General features: G+C 39.4%; 12 protein-coding genes, 1 other RNA gene and 1 other annotated feature. Of the genes, 12 read left to right on the top strand and 1 reads right to left on the bottom strand.

Annotation, left to right across the window (positions count from 1 at the left end; all coding sequences use genetic code 11):
• Positions 1-104: 104 nt before the first annotated feature.
• From secDF to dtd, 5 genes are all read left to right on the top strand, one after another.
• Positions 105-2,369 (top strand): protein translocase subunit SecDF, encoded by a 2,265-nt coding sequence (gene secDF, locus ACJ004_RS18705; RefSeq protein WP_410894658.1) that lies wholly within the window; start codon positions 105-107, stop codon positions 2,367-2,369.
• Positions 2,370-2,467: 98 nt separating this feature from the next.
• Positions 2,468-4,831 (top strand): single-stranded-DNA-specific exonuclease RecJ, encoded by a 2,364-nt coding sequence (gene recJ / locus ACJ004_RS18700; protein WP_410894657.1) that lies wholly within the window; start codon positions 2,468-2,470, stop codon positions 4,829-4,831.
• Entirely contained in the window at positions 4,822-5,334 is a 513-nt protein-coding gene (locus ACJ004_RS18695; protein WP_410894656.1) for an adenine phosphoribosyltransferase, read from the top strand. The genes recJ and ACJ004_RS18695 overlap by 10 nt, the downstream gene beginning before the upstream one ends.
• Before the next feature lie 178 nt (positions 5,335-5,512).
• Positions 5,513-7,711, top strand: coding sequence for a RelA/SpoT family protein (locus ACJ004_RS18690; protein ID WP_410894655.1), 2,199 nt, complete (start codon positions 5,513-5,515; stop codon positions 7,709-7,711).
• 12 nt (positions 7,712-7,723) lie between these two features.
• On the top strand, positions 7,724-8,167 hold the full coding sequence (gene dtd, locus ACJ004_RS18685) for a D-aminoacyl-tRNA deacylase (RefSeq protein WP_410894654.1): 444 nt from the start codon (positions 7,724-7,726) through the stop codon (positions 8,165-8,167).
• A gap of 38 nt (positions 8,168-8,205) precedes the next feature.
• Here the strand turns inward: dtd and ACJ004_RS18680 are convergent, their stop codons facing one another.
• Positions 8,206-9,741, bottom strand: coding sequence for an N-acetylmuramoyl-L-alanine amidase family protein (locus ACJ004_RS18680; RefSeq protein WP_410894653.1), 1,536 nt, complete (start codon positions 9,739-9,741; stop codon positions 8,206-8,208).
• Positions 9,742-9,908: 167 nt separating this feature from the next.
• Between ACJ004_RS18680 and ACJ004_RS18675 the strand changes: the two genes are divergently transcribed.
• The 7 genes from ACJ004_RS18675 to ACJ004_RS18645 all read left to right on the top strand — a co-directional run bounded on the left by ACJ004_RS18675 (position 9,909) and on the right by ACJ004_RS18645 (position 16,762).
• Positions 9,909-10,085, top strand: a complete 177-nt coding sequence (locus tag ACJ004_RS18675; protein ID WP_283875240.1) for a hypothetical protein — start codon at positions 9,909-9,911, stop codon at positions 10,083-10,085.
• Between the two features lie 60 nt (positions 10,086-10,145).
• Positions 10,146-10,387, top strand: a binding site (T-box leader).
• 93 nt (positions 10,388-10,480) lie between these two features.
• Positions 10,481-11,752 (top strand): histidine--tRNA ligase, encoded by a 1,272-nt coding sequence (hisS, locus tag ACJ004_RS18670; protein ID WP_410894652.1) that lies wholly within the window; start codon positions 10,481-10,483, stop codon positions 11,750-11,752.
• A gap of 13 nt (positions 11,753-11,765) precedes the next feature.
• Positions 11,766-13,535 (top strand): aspartate--tRNA ligase, encoded by a 1,770-nt coding sequence (gene aspS, locus ACJ004_RS18665; RefSeq protein WP_410894651.1) that lies wholly within the window; start codon positions 11,766-11,768, stop codon positions 13,533-13,535.
• A gap of 66 nt (positions 13,536-13,601) precedes the next feature.
• Positions 13,602-13,799, top strand: a non-coding RNA gene (gene ssrS, locus ACJ004_RS18660) — 6S RNA.
• A gap of 160 nt (positions 13,800-13,959) precedes the next feature.
• The gene (locus tag ACJ004_RS18655) at positions 13,960-14,727 is read left to right on the top strand and encodes a tRNA threonylcarbamoyladenosine dehydratase (protein WP_335496630.1); all 768 of its coding nucleotides are present in this window, start codon (positions 13,960-13,962) and stop codon (positions 14,725-14,727) included.
• A 168-nt stretch (positions 14,728-14,895) separates the two neighbouring features.
• Entirely contained in the window at positions 14,896-15,825 is a 930-nt protein-coding gene (locus ACJ004_RS18650; RefSeq protein ID WP_410894650.1) for an ABC transporter ATP-binding protein, read from the top strand.
• The gene (locus ACJ004_RS18645) at positions 15,818-16,762 is read left to right on the top strand and encodes an ABC transporter permease (protein WP_410894649.1); all 945 of its coding nucleotides are present in this window, start codon (positions 15,818-15,820) and stop codon (positions 16,760-16,762) included. Before ACJ004_RS18650 ends, ACJ004_RS18645 begins: the two co-directional genes overlap by 8 nt.
• Positions 16,763-16,793 lie beyond the last annotated feature (31 nt).

The following is a 16,793-nucleotide window of genomic DNA, read 5'->3' as shown; positions in this document are numbered from 1 at the left end:
ATCTATCTTCTTTCATAATGAAGGAAGTGACTTTTTTCTTATATTTATTTAAGAAATTGACGGAATAGTGCGATTGGACATGCATTAAGGAGGAACAATACATAATGGTAAAGCGCAGTAGAATCGTTGCTTTCTTTCTTTTGGTTCTAATTATCGGGAGCACAATGGGAGCAACCACCAAGAACATTTTAAACAATATTAAGCTCGGGCTAGACCTGCAAGGTGGATTTGAGGTCTTGTACGATGTTAAACCTGCTAAAAAAGGCCAAAAAATTGACAAAGAAGTCATGGCCAGCACGGCTGAGGCACTTGACAGACGTATTAATGTCCTTGGTGTCAGTGAACCGAGTATTCAAATTGAAGGGAAAAACAGGATTCGCGTTCAGCTTGCAGGTGTTAAAGACCAAAATGAAGCACGTGAGATTTTGTCTACCCAGGCAAATCTAACCTTCCGAGATGCTAATGACAAATTGATGATGGATGGTTCTGACTTAAAACAAGGCGGTGCTAAGCAGACCTTTGATGAAAATGGAGCTCCAAGCGTTTCATTAACACTAAAGAGTGCTGATAAATTCCGTAAGGTATCGGAACAAATTATGAATATGGCACCAAATAATGTTCTTGTTATTTGGCTTGATTTTGAAGAAGGAAAAGACTCTTTTAAAGAGGAAGTAAAAAAAGAGAACCCCAAATATTTATCAGCTCCAACCGTAAAACAAATATTTAATCAAAATACAGTCTCGATTGTTGGTAGTTTCACTGCTGAAGAAGCGCAAACCTTGTCGTCACTTTTAAATGCTGGTTCCCTGCCAGTTAAGCTAAAAGAAGTGTATTCTACTTCAGTTGGAGCAAAATTCGGGGAACAAGCATTAAATGAAACAATCTTCGCTGGTATTATTGGCGTTATCATTATTTATCTATTTATGATTTTCTATTATCGTTTTCCAGGCTTCATTGCTACGGTTACGTTATCGATTTATATTTATCTCGTCTTATTAATTTTCGATTGGATGAATGGAGTCTTGACACTGCCAGGTATCGCTGCGATTATACTCGGTGTCGGTATGGCCGTTGATGCGAACATCATCACTTATGAGCGGATCAAGGAAGAACTAAAGGTTGGTAAGTCCATTAAATCAGCCTTCCAGGCTGGTGAGAAAAATGCCTTTACATCCATTCTAGACTCGAATTTAACCACGATTCTAACTGCTGGTGTGCTTTTCTTTTACGGGACAAGCACGGTTAAAGGCTTTGCGACAATGTTAATAGTAAGTATACTCATGAGCTTCTTAACAGCGGTTTACGGATCTCGTCTATTGTTAGGTTTTTGGGTTCATAGTGGTTTATTTAACAAGAAACCAAGCTGGTTTGGGGTCAACCCGTCTAAAATTAAGGATATCTCCCAAAATTATGATACACTCGATCTTCCAACTCGTTTTGATAAGATTGATTTCATTAAGCCAAGAAACAAATATTTTATGATTTCTGGAGTGCTAATTGCCGTAGGTTTAGTCATACTGATTATTTTCCGTTTGAATTTGTCGATTGATTTTTCAAGTGGAACACGGGTAGAGGTTTTATCTAACACTCCGTTGACAACGGAAAGAATTCAAAGTGCTTTTGAGAAACATAATTTAGAAACAGATGATATTGTTATCTCCGGTGATAAAAAAGAAATTGGTGCAGCTCGTCTTATTGGTGTATTAAATAAAGATGAGGTAGCTTCATTAAAATCTGATTTTAAAAAGGAATTTGGTGCAGAGCCGAATGTTAGCACGGTTTCTCCAACGATTGGAAAGGAACTGGCTAAGAATGCGGTGATTTCCCTAATCATTGCCTCGATCGGGATAATTATCTATGTAAGTATTCGATTTGAATTATACATGGCGATTGCAGCTATCGTTTCCTTACTGCATGATGCGTTTTTCATGGTTGCCTTTTTCAGCATCACAAGACTTGAAGTCGATTTAACGTTTATCGCTGCTGTATTAACGATTGTTGGTTATTCGATAAACGATACAATCGTAACCTTTGACCGGATGCGTGAGAACATGCATAAGAAAAAGCGTATAAAAACGTTCCAAGATATTGTTGACATTGCCAATGTGAGTATTCGTCAAACATTGACTCGTTCTGTGAACACAGTTTTTACAGTATTAATCACAGTCATTTCACTGCTTTTATTTGGTAGTGAATCGATTCGTAACTTCTCGATCGCCTTACTTGTCGGGTTGCTTGTTGGGGTATATTCTTCTATCTTTATCGCTTCTACCCTTTGGGTTGTGTTGAAAGGTAAAGAGCTGAAAAAGAAGGGTGTTATTCGAACCGTTAAGGAAAAGAAAAAGTACTCAGACCAACCACAAGTATAATTTTTCGAAAGAAACCGCAGATCTTCTGCGGTTTTTCTTTTATTGAATCCTGTTCTACACTCCTGTATAATAAGAAGGTCTGAGGGGTGAATATACACATGTTAAGTTCCAAAACAAGATGGATTGTTCGTAAATCCGATGAGCAACTTATCAAAAACCTAAAAACTGAATTAAATATTACGCCTCTTGTCGCTTCACTGCTTGTCAACCGTGGCTTTGATACCGTTGAGTCTGCACGGTATTTTTTATTTGGAAAGGAAGAGTTCCACGATCCTTTTCTTTTAAAAGGGATGGATATTGCAGTTAATAGAATTCATCAAGCCATTAAACAGCAAGAGCGGATTCTCATTTTCGGTGATTATGATGCTGATGGAGTAAGCAGTACGTCCGTATTAATGATTACGCTACGTGAACTTGGTGCCAATGTACAATTTTATATCCCTAACCGCTTCAATGAAGGATATGGTCCGAATGAGAATGCCTTCCGTCAGGCAGCGGAAAACGGAATAAATTTAATTATAACTGTGGATACTGGAATATCAGCTGTCCATGAGGCAAACATTGCCAAAGAGCTTGGAATCGATCTAATAATTACAGATCACCATGAGCCAGGGCCGGTATTACCAACGGCACTTGCTATTATTCATCCAAAGCTCCCGGAGAGTACCTATCCGTTTCGTGAGTTGGCTGGAGTAGGTGTAGCCTTTAAATTAGCCCATGCTCTCTACGGAGAAGTACCAGAGCATTTGTTAGAAATTGCTGTGATCGGAACGATTGCTGATTTAGTCTCCTTAAAAGATGAGAATCGTCTGATCGCCAAAAAAGGACTAGAAAATTTAAAAACAACTAAAAATATTGGCCTTAAAGCCATATTAAAGCTGGCTGGGGTTGATCCCCTGTCAATAAATGAAGAAACGATTGGTTTTACAATCGCACCAAGGATTAATGCCGTGGGTCGTTTAGAAGATGCTGACCTTGCTGTTCAGCTAATCTTAACAGATGATCCAATCGAAGCAGAGAACTTGGCGGCGGAAATGGATGCTCTTAATAAGTCAAGACAGTCGATTGTTAATTCGATTACGACGGAGGCGATGGAAGAGGTTGAAAAAAACTTCCCAATTGAGACAAACAAAGTCCTTGTCATTGGCAAAGAAGGCTGGAATGCTGGTGTCATTGGGATTGTCGCCTCAAAGTTGGTTGAAAAATATTACCGGCCCGTGATCGTTTTAAACTTTGACCCAGAAAAGGGAGTAGCAAAGGGTTCTGCCCGCAGTATTGCTGGGTTTGACCTCTTTAAGAATTTATCAACTTGTCGTGAAATTCTGCCTCACTTTGGCGGACACCCAATGGCTGCAGGAATGACCTTAAAACTAGAGAATGTTGCTGAACTTCGCGCAAGGTTAAATATTCTTGCAGAAGAGCAACTTACCGATGAAGATTTTATTCCAGTGACATTCCTTGATGAGGAAATTCAACTTGAACATGTCAATTTATCAGCATTAGATGAAATGAGTCTTTTAGCGCCTTTTGGCATGGACAACCCGAAGCCAAAGGTCCTAATAAATAATGTTGATATTTCAAGCATCAGAAAAATAGGCAGTGAACAAAACCATTTAAAGCTGCTCGTTAATGAGAAGGGTGCGAATCTGGATGGGGTTGGCTTTGGGTTAGGCCACTTGGTGGACCATATCTCACCTGCATCAAAAATTTCGTTAATTGGGGAATTATCTGTTAACGAATGGAACAATATACGAAAACCACAAATTTTTATCCATGATATTGCCGTAGAGTCATGGCAATTATTTGACTATCGAGGACAGAAGCGAATCAATAGTCTCTCTCATACAGTCCCTGTAGAAAACAGGAAATTTATTATTTTCAACAAAGAACACCTAGAAAAAATTAATCCGAGTTTGATGGCTGAGACGATTTTAATTCAAGATATCGAAGAGGCAAAAGCCTTCAATGGGAGCAAGTCAAATATTGTTCTTGTTGATTTTCCATCATCAAAAGAGATTCTCCAGGTTTTATTTCAGGGGCAACAGCCGGCGAGGATTTATGCTTATTTTTATAAAGAATCTAGTGATTTCTTTAGCACGGTTCCGACCCGTGATCATTTTAAATGGTTTTATGCTTTTCTCTTAAAAAAAGGGCCAATTGATCTGAAACGTGATGGTGATGAACTTGCTAAACACCGCGGTTGGTCACAGGAAACCATAAACTTTATGTCAAAGGTGTTTTCTGACCTGGATTTTGTTACAATAAACAATGGATTTATCACTTTAAAAACTAGTGCGCAAAAGCGTGACTTATCAGACTCTAGAACCTACCAAATAAAACAAGCACAATATGAACTTGAAAGAGAGTTATTGTTTTCGTCCTTTCAGGAATTAAAAGGCTGGTTCGATCAAGTAATTCAAGAGTCGGTTGAAATCGAGGAGGCAATTACAGAATGGACTTAAAGGAATTTATTACAATTGTACCTGACTGGCCAAAAGAAGGAATTAAATTTAAAGATATTACTCCTTTAATGAATGATGGTGCAGCATATAAATATGCAACAGACCAAATCGTTGCTTACGCCAAAGAGCGTCAAATTGATCTTATCGTTGGACCAGAAGCTCGCGGTTTCATTATTGGCTGTCCTGTGGCTTATGCCCTAGGAATTGGTTTTGCCCCAGTCCGTAAAGAAGGAAAGCTTCCAAGGGAAACCATTAAAGTGGGGTATGGACTTGAATATGGAAAAGATATTCTAACAATCCATAAAGATGCGATTCAACCAGGGCAACGAGTCCTTATCACAGATGATTTGTTAGCTACTGGTGGAACCATTGATGCAACTATTCAATTAGTGGAGCAGCTTGGCGGAGTAGTTGCAGGTATCGCTTTCTTAGTTGAGTTAAGCTATTTAGAAGGTAGACAAAAACTTGATGGTTATGATGTTTTAACATTAATGCATTACTAAACCATTGATGAGGGCACTCGAGAGGCGAGTGCTCTCTTTATATAATAAAAAAAACTTCTCAATCCCTTTACATCTTGGCTTTTTTTTTCGATAATAGTAACAATCATTCAAATTAAAGAACAATTTTTAGCGAATGACATTTATATAAATAAAATGAGACGAAAATAAAGGTGATTTCATGGCGAATGATTTAGTGTTGACAGCCGACCAAGTCATCGACAAGACTCGGAACTACTTAAATGAGGAACATGTTGAATTGGTAAAAAATGCATACGAATTCGCAAAACATGCTCATCGTGAACAATATAGAAAATCGGGAGAGCCATACATTATCCATCCCATCCAGGTTGCAGGTATTTTAGCGGACTTGGAGATGGATCCTGCGACGGTCGCTGCTGGTTTTCTTCACGACGTTGTTGAAGATACGAATGTATCCTTAAAAGATATAGAAACAGCTTTTAATGACGAAGTGGCGATGCTTGTCGACGGTGTAACAAAATTAGGGAAAATTAAATATAAATCTCACGAGGAACAGCAAGCAGAAAACCACAGAAAAATGTTTGTGGCAATGGCTCAGGATATCCGAGTAATTCTAATAAAGCTTGCCGACCGTTTGCATAATATGCGGACGCTTAAACATCTTCCTTTAGAAAAGCAGCGTCGGATTTCAAACGAAACACTTGAAATTTTTGCACCTTTGGCACATCGTCTTGGTATCTCGAAGATTAAATGGGAACTAGAAGATACAGCATTAAGATATTTAAATCCGCAGCAATATTATCGAATTGTAAACTTAATGAAAAAGAAGCGAGCCGAACGCGAGCAATATTTAGAGGATGTTATTGAAGAAGTAAAGAACCGTATGGGAGAAGTGGCCATTAAAGCAGAGCTTTCTGGACGCCCTAAGCATATTTACAGTATTTACCGAAAAATGGCTTTGCAAAATAAGCAATTCAGTGAAATTTATGATTTACTAGCTGTACGTATTGTCGTAAATAGTATTAAAGATTGCTATGCTGTCTTAGGGATTATTCACACTTGCTGGAAACCAATGCCTGGTCGTTTTAAGGATTATATTGCGATGCCGAAGCCGAACATGTATCAATCCTTGCATACCACAGTAATCGGACCAAAGGGAGACCCTCTCGAGGTGCAAATTCGAACAAATGAAATGCATCGAATTGCAGAATTCGGGGTTGCTGCTCACTGGGCGTATAAAGAGGGCAAAGAAGCGATCAACGAAAGCACTTCTTTCGAACAAAAATTAACTTGGTTTAGAGAAATCCTTGAGTTTCAAAATGATACTGCCAATGCGGAAGAGTTTATGGAGTCCTTGAAAATCGACTTATTTTCCGATATGGTGTTTGTTTTTACGCCGAAAGGCGATGTGATCGAGTTGCCATCTGGTTCTGTTCCTATTGATTTTGCTTATCGTATCCACTCTGAAATTGGCAATAAGACGATAGGTGCAAAAGTGAATGGCAAAATGGTTACCCTTGACTATCGACTTAAAACTGGTGATATTATTGAAATCCTGACATCGAAACATTCATACGGTCCAAGCCAGGATTGGTTGAAGCTTGCACAAACATCGCAAGCGAAAAACAAAATTCGGGCCTTCTTTAAGAAGCAGCGCCGTGATGAAAATGTAGATAAAGGCAAAGAGTTGGTTGAAAAAGAAATTCGTAATATGGAATTTGATATTAAAGAAATATTAACCACAGACAATCTGAAAAAGGTTGCCGAAAAGTTTAATTTTTCCAATGAAGAGGATATGTATGCAGCGGTTGGGTACAATGGTGTAACAGCCTTACAGGTGGCAAACCGTCTCACCGAGAAATGGCGTAAAAAGAGAGATCAAGAACAGAGCTCGAATATTACTAATGCAATAACAGATTTAAAAACATTTCCAGCAACGAAAAAACGTGAATCCGGTGTCCGTGTATCTGGCATCGATAATTTATTAATTCGATTATCTAGATGCTGCAACCCGGTGCCAGGCGATGAAATAGTTGGTTTTATTACCAAGGGCCGCGGAGTATCTGTTCATCGTTCGGACTGCACGAATATCGACTCGAATGATGCTCAGTCAAGGTTAATCCCGGTCGAGTGGGAATCTTCTTTAAATGACCGGAAAGAATATAATGTTGACATAGAAATTAGCGGATATGACCGAAGAGGGCTTCTGAATGAGGTACTACAAGCGGTAAACGAAACGAAAACAAATATCTCTGCCGTTTCTGGAAAAACTGATCGAAATAAAATGGCGACGATTAACATGTCGATTGCGATCCATAATGTGGCTCACTTGCAAAAGGTGGTCGATCGCATTAAACAGATCCCAGATATATATTCAGTACGTCGAATGATGAATTAAGGAGTTTCAAAAATGCGTGTAGTTGTTCAACGAAGTAAAGGTGCCAGCGTAACCGTTGCAGGGGAAGTAAAGGGTCAAATAACAAAAGGGCTAGTCTTACTAGTGGGTGTTACCCATGCAGACAAACATGAGGATGCCGTATATCTAGCTGATAAAATTGCCAATCTCCGTATTTTTGAAGATGAAGATGGAAAGATGAATCTGTCATTAGTGGATGTTGGTGGTGAAATTCTTTCTGTATCGCAATTTACCCTTTACGGTGATTGCAGAAAGGGTAGAAGGCCTAACTTCATGGATGCGGCACGCCCAGATCAAGCCGTTGAACTTTATGAGGTTTTTAATAGCTTGCTCCGGGAAAAAGGTATCCGTGTTGAAACCGGCATATTCGGTGCAATGATGGATGTCGAACTAATCAATGATGGTCCCGTGACGCTGATTGTTGACAGTAAAGCATAAAAAAGGCTTGGCACTTAATTTAAGTGCTAAGCCTTTTTTTATGGATTTTCCTTAAAATATCGGGCTAACCCATCATACAGACCTGAAGCGGCATTTTCTTGGAATCCACTAGATTTTATGATCATTTCTTCTGCCGGATTGCTTAAATAGCCAAGCTCCATTAAAACGGCTTTTTGACTATTTTCACGAATCACATGGAAATCTCCAAAACGCACCCCTCGACTTTGCATTTTCGTTTGCCCAATTGTTGAAGCGAAAATGGATTCAGCGAGAGATTGTTGATATGAATGATAATAATAGCCCGTCATACCACGAACACTTGGGTCTATATTGCTGTCGTAATGAAGGCTAATAAAGGCATCCGCATTGTAGTTACGTGCCATATTTACTCGTGAGGCTAGTTGTAAGTAAGAATCATTTGTTCTCGTTACGTAGACATTAGCTCCTGCCGCTATTAATTTATCTGACAAACGCTGCGCTGTAAGAAGGGTAAGATCTTTTTCATACGTGCCACTAGCTCCTGTTGCCCCTTTATCAGTACCTCCATGCCCTGGATCAAGGACAATCGTTTTATTCTTTAGATATTCTTCGGCTCCTGGCTTTACAATCTGTGGATTGGTCCCGTTAGTGGAAACAAGCCAGCCGGCAATATAACCTGTTTTTCCGTTATTTAGGATAATTTCATACCAGTCGTTAATGATGCTTTTAACGGTATAAGTATCGCCTTGATTGGCGCGTTCGACAACATCTGATTGGACATCTGGTCTATTTCGGATATTCGTCCCGCTATATATGATCGTAATAATACTTTCCTTCACGGCTTGTCTAGCTTGGGACTTCATGGCATCTTTCTCAAGAAACCATCCGGCTACCCATCCAAAACTACCAGACTTATATTCTATTTTTGCCCAACTATTGTTTTCCTCTAGTATTGTAAAACTTTGGCCCATGGTTACTGACCCAATAAGGGTTGAATTTAATGAAGCACTCGAGCGGACACTAAGACTGTTAGCTGTTACCGTTCCTGTGAACTTACTTTTTTGAGTAGGACCTGAAGAGACACTTGTTGATTGGCTGTCAATAAACTCAGAACTAACCCATCCTCTAAGATTAGAAAAGCCAACCTCCAACCAATTATCTTGTTTCGCATAAATGGATACGCTTGTCCCATAAGTTAGTTTCCCAATAACAGGGCTGGTTGCAGATGGTTCCGTACGCATATTTAAGGTATCTCCATTAACAATGCCTGTATTATCTGTGGGTTCAGAATTAGGATGGGCACCCATATTATTTGAATTTGTTTCTTTCGTGACGAGCCAATTAACTAGCCATCCCGTTTGCCCTGATGCTAATTGAATTTCAATCCAGTCGCCTTGTTCTTTCACAATCGGATATTTCTCGTCTCGATAAACTTTTTCTATCAGGGGATAGCTAAGTCCTGGACCGCCACGAACATTGACAAAGTCGGTGGAAATAGTAATGGACTCTGTTGCTGCCACACTTTTTCCATGAGGCATGAAAGCTCCAAAAATAAGAATAATAGATAATAGCAATAAACTATACTTTTTGACCATAGCAGCCTCCTTTTCTTTTTATTTTATTTTAGCGTATTAAATGCTGAAAATCATTCCTGAATTACTAAAATTGTCCAATAATTTGAGAAATCCATCCCCATTATGCAAGTTTTTCACTATTGGTGGAGATAATATCAGTATCGAAGAAAAGACAGAGGTGATTAGGAATGAGAGCGAGTGAAAAAGGAATGAACATCCAATCAATGGATGGACGACTTTTCGGTGTTGATTTTCATGATTTTATTCAAAAGGAACAGCATGCAACCTCGTTTGAACTTGCATCAGAATTTGGAATTACGATTGGTGATGTCAGAAAGTTAAAAAAACATTTAGAAAGATCTTAAATGGCTATTGACAATACCAGCGATGCTCCGTAATATTAAATAAATAAAATGACATATTGTGATACACCAATGATGGAGCAGAGTAATTAAGCAAACTCATGAAAAGAGAGGAAATGTCCTGGGCTGAAAGCATTTCTACATGGAACTTAATGAATGAACACTCCGTAGGCTTCTCTCTGAAAAAGGGTTACCTCTAGTAGGAGAAGAACGTAGCAGGCGTTAACTGTTAAAGAGGAAGTGCATGATATTTATGCCTTCAACTAGGGTGGCACCGCGGGATAAATCTAACTCTCGTCCCTTGTATTCATACAAGGGATGGGAGTTTTTTGTTTGTATAGAAATAAGCGGAAGTGTCCGTCTACTTACATAAGAAAAATATAAGGAGGTTTTCCACTATGTCCATAAACATTCCTCGGGGGACGCAAGACATTTTACCTGGTGAGGTAGAAAAGTGGCAACTGATTGAAACAAAAGCCCGTGAGCTTTGTGAGAAATATCAATATAAAGAGATTCGCACCCCAATATTCGAACACACCGATCTTTTTTCAAGAGGCGTTGGCGACAGCACGGATATTGTCCAGAAGGAAATGTACACATTTGAAGACCGCGGTAAACGTAGTCTCACACTCCGACCTGAAGGTACTGCAGCGGTTGTCCGCTCTTATGTAGAGAAAAAAATGTTTGGACTGCCAAATCAGCCGGTGAAGCTGTATTATATGGGACCAATGTTCAGATATGAACGACCACAGGCAGGAAGATTTCGTCAGTTTGTTCAATTTGGAATTGAAGCATTAGGCAGTAACGATCCTGCCATTGATGCAGAAGTCATTTCACTGGCAATGAACCTGTATAAAGAAATGGGCTTAAAAAAGCTGAAGTTGATAATTAATAGTCTTGGTGATAAGGAAAGTCGAAATGCACACCGCGAAGCACTTGTAAATCACTTTAAACCAAGAATCGGTGAGTTTTGTCATGACTGTCAAAATCGTCTTGAAAAAAATCCACTTCGAATCTTAGATTGCAAGCAGGACCGTGAGCATGAATTGATGAAAACAGCACCATCGATCCTTGAATTCCTAAATGATTTTTCAAAAGCTTATTTTGAAAAATTACAAAAATATTTAACGCAATTGGATATTCCTTTTGAGGTCGATGCTAACTTAGTCCGTGGACTGGATTATTATAACCACACGGCATTCGAAATTATGAGTAACGCCGAAGGATTTGGTGCGATTACCACTTTATGTGGCGGCGGCCGTTATAACGGTTTAGCAGAAGAAATTGGCGGCCCTGAAACGCCGGGTATCGGCTTTGCTTTAAGTATTGAACGATTTATTGCCGCCCTAAATGCAGAAGGGATCGAGCTTGAGGTCAACGAAGGCATTGATTGTTACCTAGCCTCACTCGGGGAGGAAGCAAAGGATTACACTGTTGGATTGTTACAGCAGTTGCGAAGAGCAGGTTTTTCAGCAGAAAGAGATTATTTGGATCGAAAAATTAAAGCTCAATTTAAATCAGCGGATCGTCTAAAAGCTAAGTTTGTAGCTGTCTTAGGCGATGAAGAAATCAAAAATAATAAAATCAATGTAAAAAATATGGCTACAGGTGAGCAAGTAGAAATTGATTTAGCAACTTTTATTAAACAATTTCAAGAGTTGCAGGATTAAGAGGAGGATAATTATGTTTGGCAGATCATATTTTTGTGGGGAAGTTCCAGAGTCAGCAGTTGGTGAAAAGGTAACCTTGAAAGGCTGGGTTCAAAAAAGACGTGACCTTGGCGGATTAATTTTTATTGATCTCCGTGACCGGTCAGGGGTAGTTCAGGTAGTTTTTAATCCTGATTTATCCAAAGAAGCGTTGCAAATTGCTGAAAAAATCCGTAATGAATTCGTTTTAGATATTGTTGGTTCAGTTGTTGCACGTGATGCAGCGACCATTAATGATAATTTGAAAACTGGTAAGATTGAAGTGCAGGCGGAAGAAGTAACAATCATTAATGAGGCAAAGACACCGCCATTTATGATTTCGGATAAAACAGATGCGTCCGAAGATGTCCGCTTAAAATACCGCTACCTTGATTTCCGTCGTCCGGTTATTTTTGAAACCTTAAAAATGCGTCATCAAGTGACCAAGCAAATCAGGGATTTCCTTGATAGTGAAGGCTTCCTAGATATTGAAACACCTATTTTAACAAAAAGTACTCCTGAGGGAGCACGTGATTATTTAGTGCCAAGCCGTGTCCATCCTGGAGAGTTCTATGCTTTACCACAATCACCACAGCTGTTTAAACAGTTGCTTATGGTGGGGGGAATTGAACGCTATTACCAAATTGCCCGTTGTTTCCGCGATGAGGACTTACGTGCAGACCGTCAGCCTGAATTTACCCAAATTGATATTGAAACAAGCTTTTTAAGCCAAGAAGATATCATGGGCATGATGGAAAAAATGATGACCAAGTTAATGAAAGAAGTTAAGGGTGTTGATCTCCCTGCCACTTTTCCACGGATGACTTATGATGAAGCAATGAGTCGCTTTGGCTCTGATAAACCTGATACTCGTTTTGGTTTAGAACTTGTCGATCTTTCAGAAATCGTCAAGGACTCAGGCTTTAAAGTATTTGCATCAGCAGTGGCAAATGGCGGTCAAGTAAAAGCCATCAATGTGATGGGGGCTGCTGACAACTACTCACGTAAAGACATTGATGCCTTAACAGATTTCGTTGCTGTATATGGAGCAAAGGGACTTGCGTGGCTTAAAGTCGATTCAGAAGGTCTAAAGGGACCAATTGCTAAATTCTTCTCTGAAGAGGACGCGCAAGCACTTAAAGCTACACTTGAAGCGACGGACGGAGATTTACTCCTGTTTGTTGCTGATAAGAAAAAAGTTGTCGCTGATGCATTAGGTGCCCTTCGTCAGAAGCTAGCGAAAGATTTAAATTTAATTGATCCAAGCTTGTTCAACTTCTTGTGGGTCACTGACTGGCCGCTCCTTGAGTACGATGAAGAAGAAGGCCGTTATTACGCTGCCCACCATCCGTTTACAATGCCATTTAGGGAAGACCTTGAATATTTAGATTCTGATCCTTCCAAAGTGCGAGCACAAGCCTATGATATTGTTTTAAATGGCTATGAACTTGGCGGCGGTTCACTCCGTATTTTTGAACGTCCGATCCAAGAAAAAATGTTTAACATTCTTGGGTTTACACCTGAACAGGCCAATGAACAATTCGGTTTCTTATTAAATGCGTTTGAATATGGAACACCACCACACGGCGGTATCGCGCTTGGATTAGACCGATTGGTTATGCTGCTTGCTGGAAGCACAAATCTAAGGGATACCATTGCATTTCCTAAGACTGCAAGCGCCAGCTGCTTGTTAACGGACGCTCCGGGTGAAGTTTCTGAGGCCCAATTGAAGGAATTATATTTGTCACTAAATGTTAAAAAATAGCAAGAATTCGCTTTCATGAAGCCTTGAATCCTGTTTTTTAATATGCTATCATAAAAGCAACAAAGAAGAGTCCTGAAATGTACGTTACGTTGCCTGAAGTTTTGACCGAACATTATTTATACGGGAGTCCAGAGTTTCCTGATTGCGTAAATGCCTCACCCTATTACGGGTAAGGGGACTTACAATTTTGGGAACAGGACACCCACCTGCTGAGTGCGGGATCAAAACTAAGGAATTAAGAGTGACGGCATAATTGGGACTCTTTTCTATTTGCATATTATCAACCTCCTGGCCAATACAGGAGGTTTTATTTTGCTATGGACTTTATTATTCCTATCAAGATACTTGTTTTTGATGGAGTGTATGATATATTTTTAATCGGGAAAAAGAAACTTAACGAATTTAATAAATTGGAGTGAACATCATGCTGCATCAATTTTCACGTAACGAACTGGCCATTGGTAAAGAAGGCCTTGAAATTATGAAAAATAGTACGGTCGCTGTTTTAGGTATCGGCGGTGTAGGTTCCTTTGCTGCCGAAGCATTGGCTCGTTCTGGAGTTGGCCGGTTAATTTTAATAGATAAAGACGATGTGGATATTACCAATATCAATCGCCAGTTGATCGCCTTACTTTCCACTGTTGGAAGACCGAAAGTTGAGATTATGGAAGAACGGATTAGAGATATTAATCCAGACTGCGAAGTCATTTCCTTAAAAATGTTTTATACAGAAGAAACATATGAACAGATCTTTAGCCACAATTTGGATTTTGTCGTTGATGCATCAGATACGATTGTTTATAAAATCCATTTAATGAAGGAATGCTTAAAAAGAAATATTCCAATCATTTCGAGTATGGGGGCAGCCAATAAAATGGACCCAACCCGTTTTAAAATTGCTGATATTTCAAAGACCCATACGGATCCGATTGCGAAAGTTATCCGTACAAAACTGCGTAAGGAAAGAATCCACAAAGGTATTCCGGTTGTATTTTCCGACGAAAGTCCGATAGTGATTCGAGAAGATATCAAAAAAGAAGTAGGAAATGAAAATGCACCGATCCGCAAAGCGCAAATGCCCCCAGCATCTAATGCCTTTGTTCCATCTGCTGCAGGGCTGATCATGGCAAGCTATGTCGTGCGACAATTATTAAGCAGCATCAAAATACAACGTGTATCGGATGAGAAATAAGCGTTTTTTTGGGCCCTGAACCTATTTGGTTTGGGGTTTTCTATTTTTTTCTATGGTAAGGAAAGAAGGCTCTGCGTGACCAAACCAATCTAAATAAGCAATTATAAGGAGGCAAATTTTTCTACAATAAGATAAACTATATGAGGATATAAAGAGAGGAGAGAGAATTTGGAGACTATTGTCGAGTTGAAAAATGTAACGAAAGTCATTAAAGGTCGAACTATTATAGATAACATTAGCTTTCAAGTAAACAAAGGAGAGGTCTTTGGTTTCTTAGGCCCGAATGGCGCTGGTAAAACAACAACGATCCGAATGATTGTCGGGTTAATGGCAATCACATCAGGGGACATCGAGGTTGGCGGTGCAAGTATCAAAAATAATTTCGAAAACGCTGTTCGACATATCGGTGCGATTGTAGAGAACCCGGAAATGTATAAATTTTTGACGGGATATCAAAATTTAATTCACTATTCAAGAATGGCAAAGGGCATTTCCAAAGAGAAAATTGCCGAAACTGTTGAACTTGTAGGGTTATCAGACCGAATTCATGATAAGGTAAAAACCTATTCCTTGGGAATGAGGCAAAGATTAGGATTGGCTCAGTGCCTCTTGCATGACCCTCAAGTCTTAATTTTGGACGAACCTACAAATGGATTAGATCCTGCTGGAATCCGAGAGATCCGCGATTATGTCCGTCTCCTAGCTCGTGAAAAGAATCTAGCTGTGATTGTTTCAAGTCATCTTCTCTCAGAAATGGAGATGATGTGTGACCGGATTGGCATTATTCAAAATGGCCGCTTAATTGATGTGCAGCTTGTCCAGGAACTTGTCCACGGTGCTGCGGAAATGACCTGTGAATTAGAAGTAGTCCCAGCGGATCAAGCCTTGAACCTGATTGACGTTCACTATCCAAATGTTCGTGCAAATCGGTCGAGGAATGGAATAACTGTCGAACTTCCAAAAGAACAAATTCCATTTTTAATTAAAAAGTTGGTATTAGAAGATATTCAAGTTTTTGCGATTAGAGAGGTTTCGAAGACATTAGAAGATCGCTTCCTTGAATTGACAACCGACAAGGGGGTGACAAGTCGTGGTTAATTTAATTAAAAATGAATGGATGAAAATTTTTAAACGACCAGGGACCTATGTAATGATTGCGATCCTTGTTGTTATCATATCCATCTTTGGTATTTTCCACAAATATCAAGAAAAGGACTTCAATCTCGATAAAAATTGGGAACAAACATTACAACAAGAAAATGAAGCACTAAAGAAGCAGATGGAACAGAGCACTTCCAAGCTGGAGAAGCAATATTACAAGGAAGAAATCGCCATAAATGACTATCGGATAAAGCATCATATCCCCTTTAATGAAAAATATAATGTCTGGACATTTGTGAAAGATGCATCCCAACTTATTATTCTAGCCGGCCTGTTTACGATTATCATTTCAGCAGGGATCGTTGCGAGTGAATTTAATTGGGGTACGATCAAATTATTATTAATCCGGCCGATAAATCGCAACAAGATTTTGATGTCGAAATATTTGACCGTCTTACTTTTTGCGGTGTCGATGCTGGCGATTCTGTTTGTTTTCTCTGCGCTGCTGGGTGCAATCCTTTTTGGAATGCCAGACCATGCGGTGCCATATTTAAATTATTCCAATGGCCAAGTAACCGAACAACCTATTGTAGTCCACTTGCTGATCTATTATGGATTAAGTTCGATTGATACAATTATGTTAGCGACAATGGCATTCATGATTTCATCCGTATTTCGAAACAGCTCCTTAGCAATCGGCTTATCGCTGTTTTTACTGTTCACAGGGGCCCAATTTACAGTGCTATTGTCCATGAAATTTAACTGGGCGAAATACATCTTGTTTGCCAACACAAATCTAATGCAATATGTCGAAGGAGCACCCATGGTCGAAGGGATGACAATGACATTTTCAGTCATCATGCTGCTCATCTACTTTGCGGTCTTCCAATTCTTAGCGTTTATTGTTTTCAAAAAACGGGATGTGGCCGCATAAAAAAATAAAGGGTGTCAGGCACCATGTGAAT

The organism is Neobacillus sp. 204 (assembly GCF_046562815.1).
GTDB lineage: Bacteria > Bacillota > Bacilli > Bacillales > Cytobacillaceae > Neobacillus.
The sequence above is the reverse complement of the archived record's forward strand: the minus strand, read 5'-3'. Positions and strand labels throughout refer to the sequence as shown.

What these genes read in the sequence shown, in the direction of transcription:
- ACJ004_RS18675 (WP_283875240.1), top strand. Translation starts at nt 9,909, where the DNA reads ATGAGAGCGAGTGAAAAAGGAATGAACATCCAATCAATGGATGGACGA.
- recJ (WP_410894657.1), top strand. Translation starts at nt 2,468, where the DNA reads ATGTTAAGTTCCAAAACAAGATGGATTGTTCGTAAATCCGATGAGCAA.
- ACJ004_RS18690 (WP_410894655.1), top strand. Translation starts at nt 5,513, where the DNA reads ATGGCGAATGATTTAGTGTTGACAGCCGACCAAGTCATCGACAAGACT.
- hisS (WP_410894652.1), top strand. Translation starts at nt 10,481, where the DNA reads ATGTCCATAAACATTCCTCGGGGGACGCAAGACATTTTACCTGGTGAG.
- ACJ004_RS18695 (WP_410894656.1), top strand. Translation starts at nt 4,822, where the DNA reads ATGGACTTAAAGGAATTTATTACAATTGTACCTGACTGGCCAAAAGAA.
- ACJ004_RS18680 (WP_410894653.1), bottom strand. Translation starts at nt 9,741, where the DNA reads ATGGTCAAAAAGTATAGTTTATTGCTATTATCTATTATTCTTATTTTT.
- dtd (WP_410894654.1), top strand. Translation starts at nt 7,724, where the DNA reads ATGCGTGTAGTTGTTCAACGAAGTAAAGGTGCCAGCGTAACCGTTGCA.
- secDF (WP_410894658.1), top strand. Translation starts at nt 105, where the DNA reads ATGGTAAAGCGCAGTAGAATCGTTGCTTTCTTTCTTTTGGTTCTAATT.
- ACJ004_RS18655 (WP_335496630.1), top strand. Translation starts at nt 13,960, where the DNA reads ATGCTGCATCAATTTTCACGTAACGAACTGGCCATTGGTAAAGAAGGC.
- aspS (WP_410894651.1), top strand. Translation starts at nt 11,766, where the DNA reads ATGTTTGGCAGATCATATTTTTGTGGGGAAGTTCCAGAGTCAGCAGTT.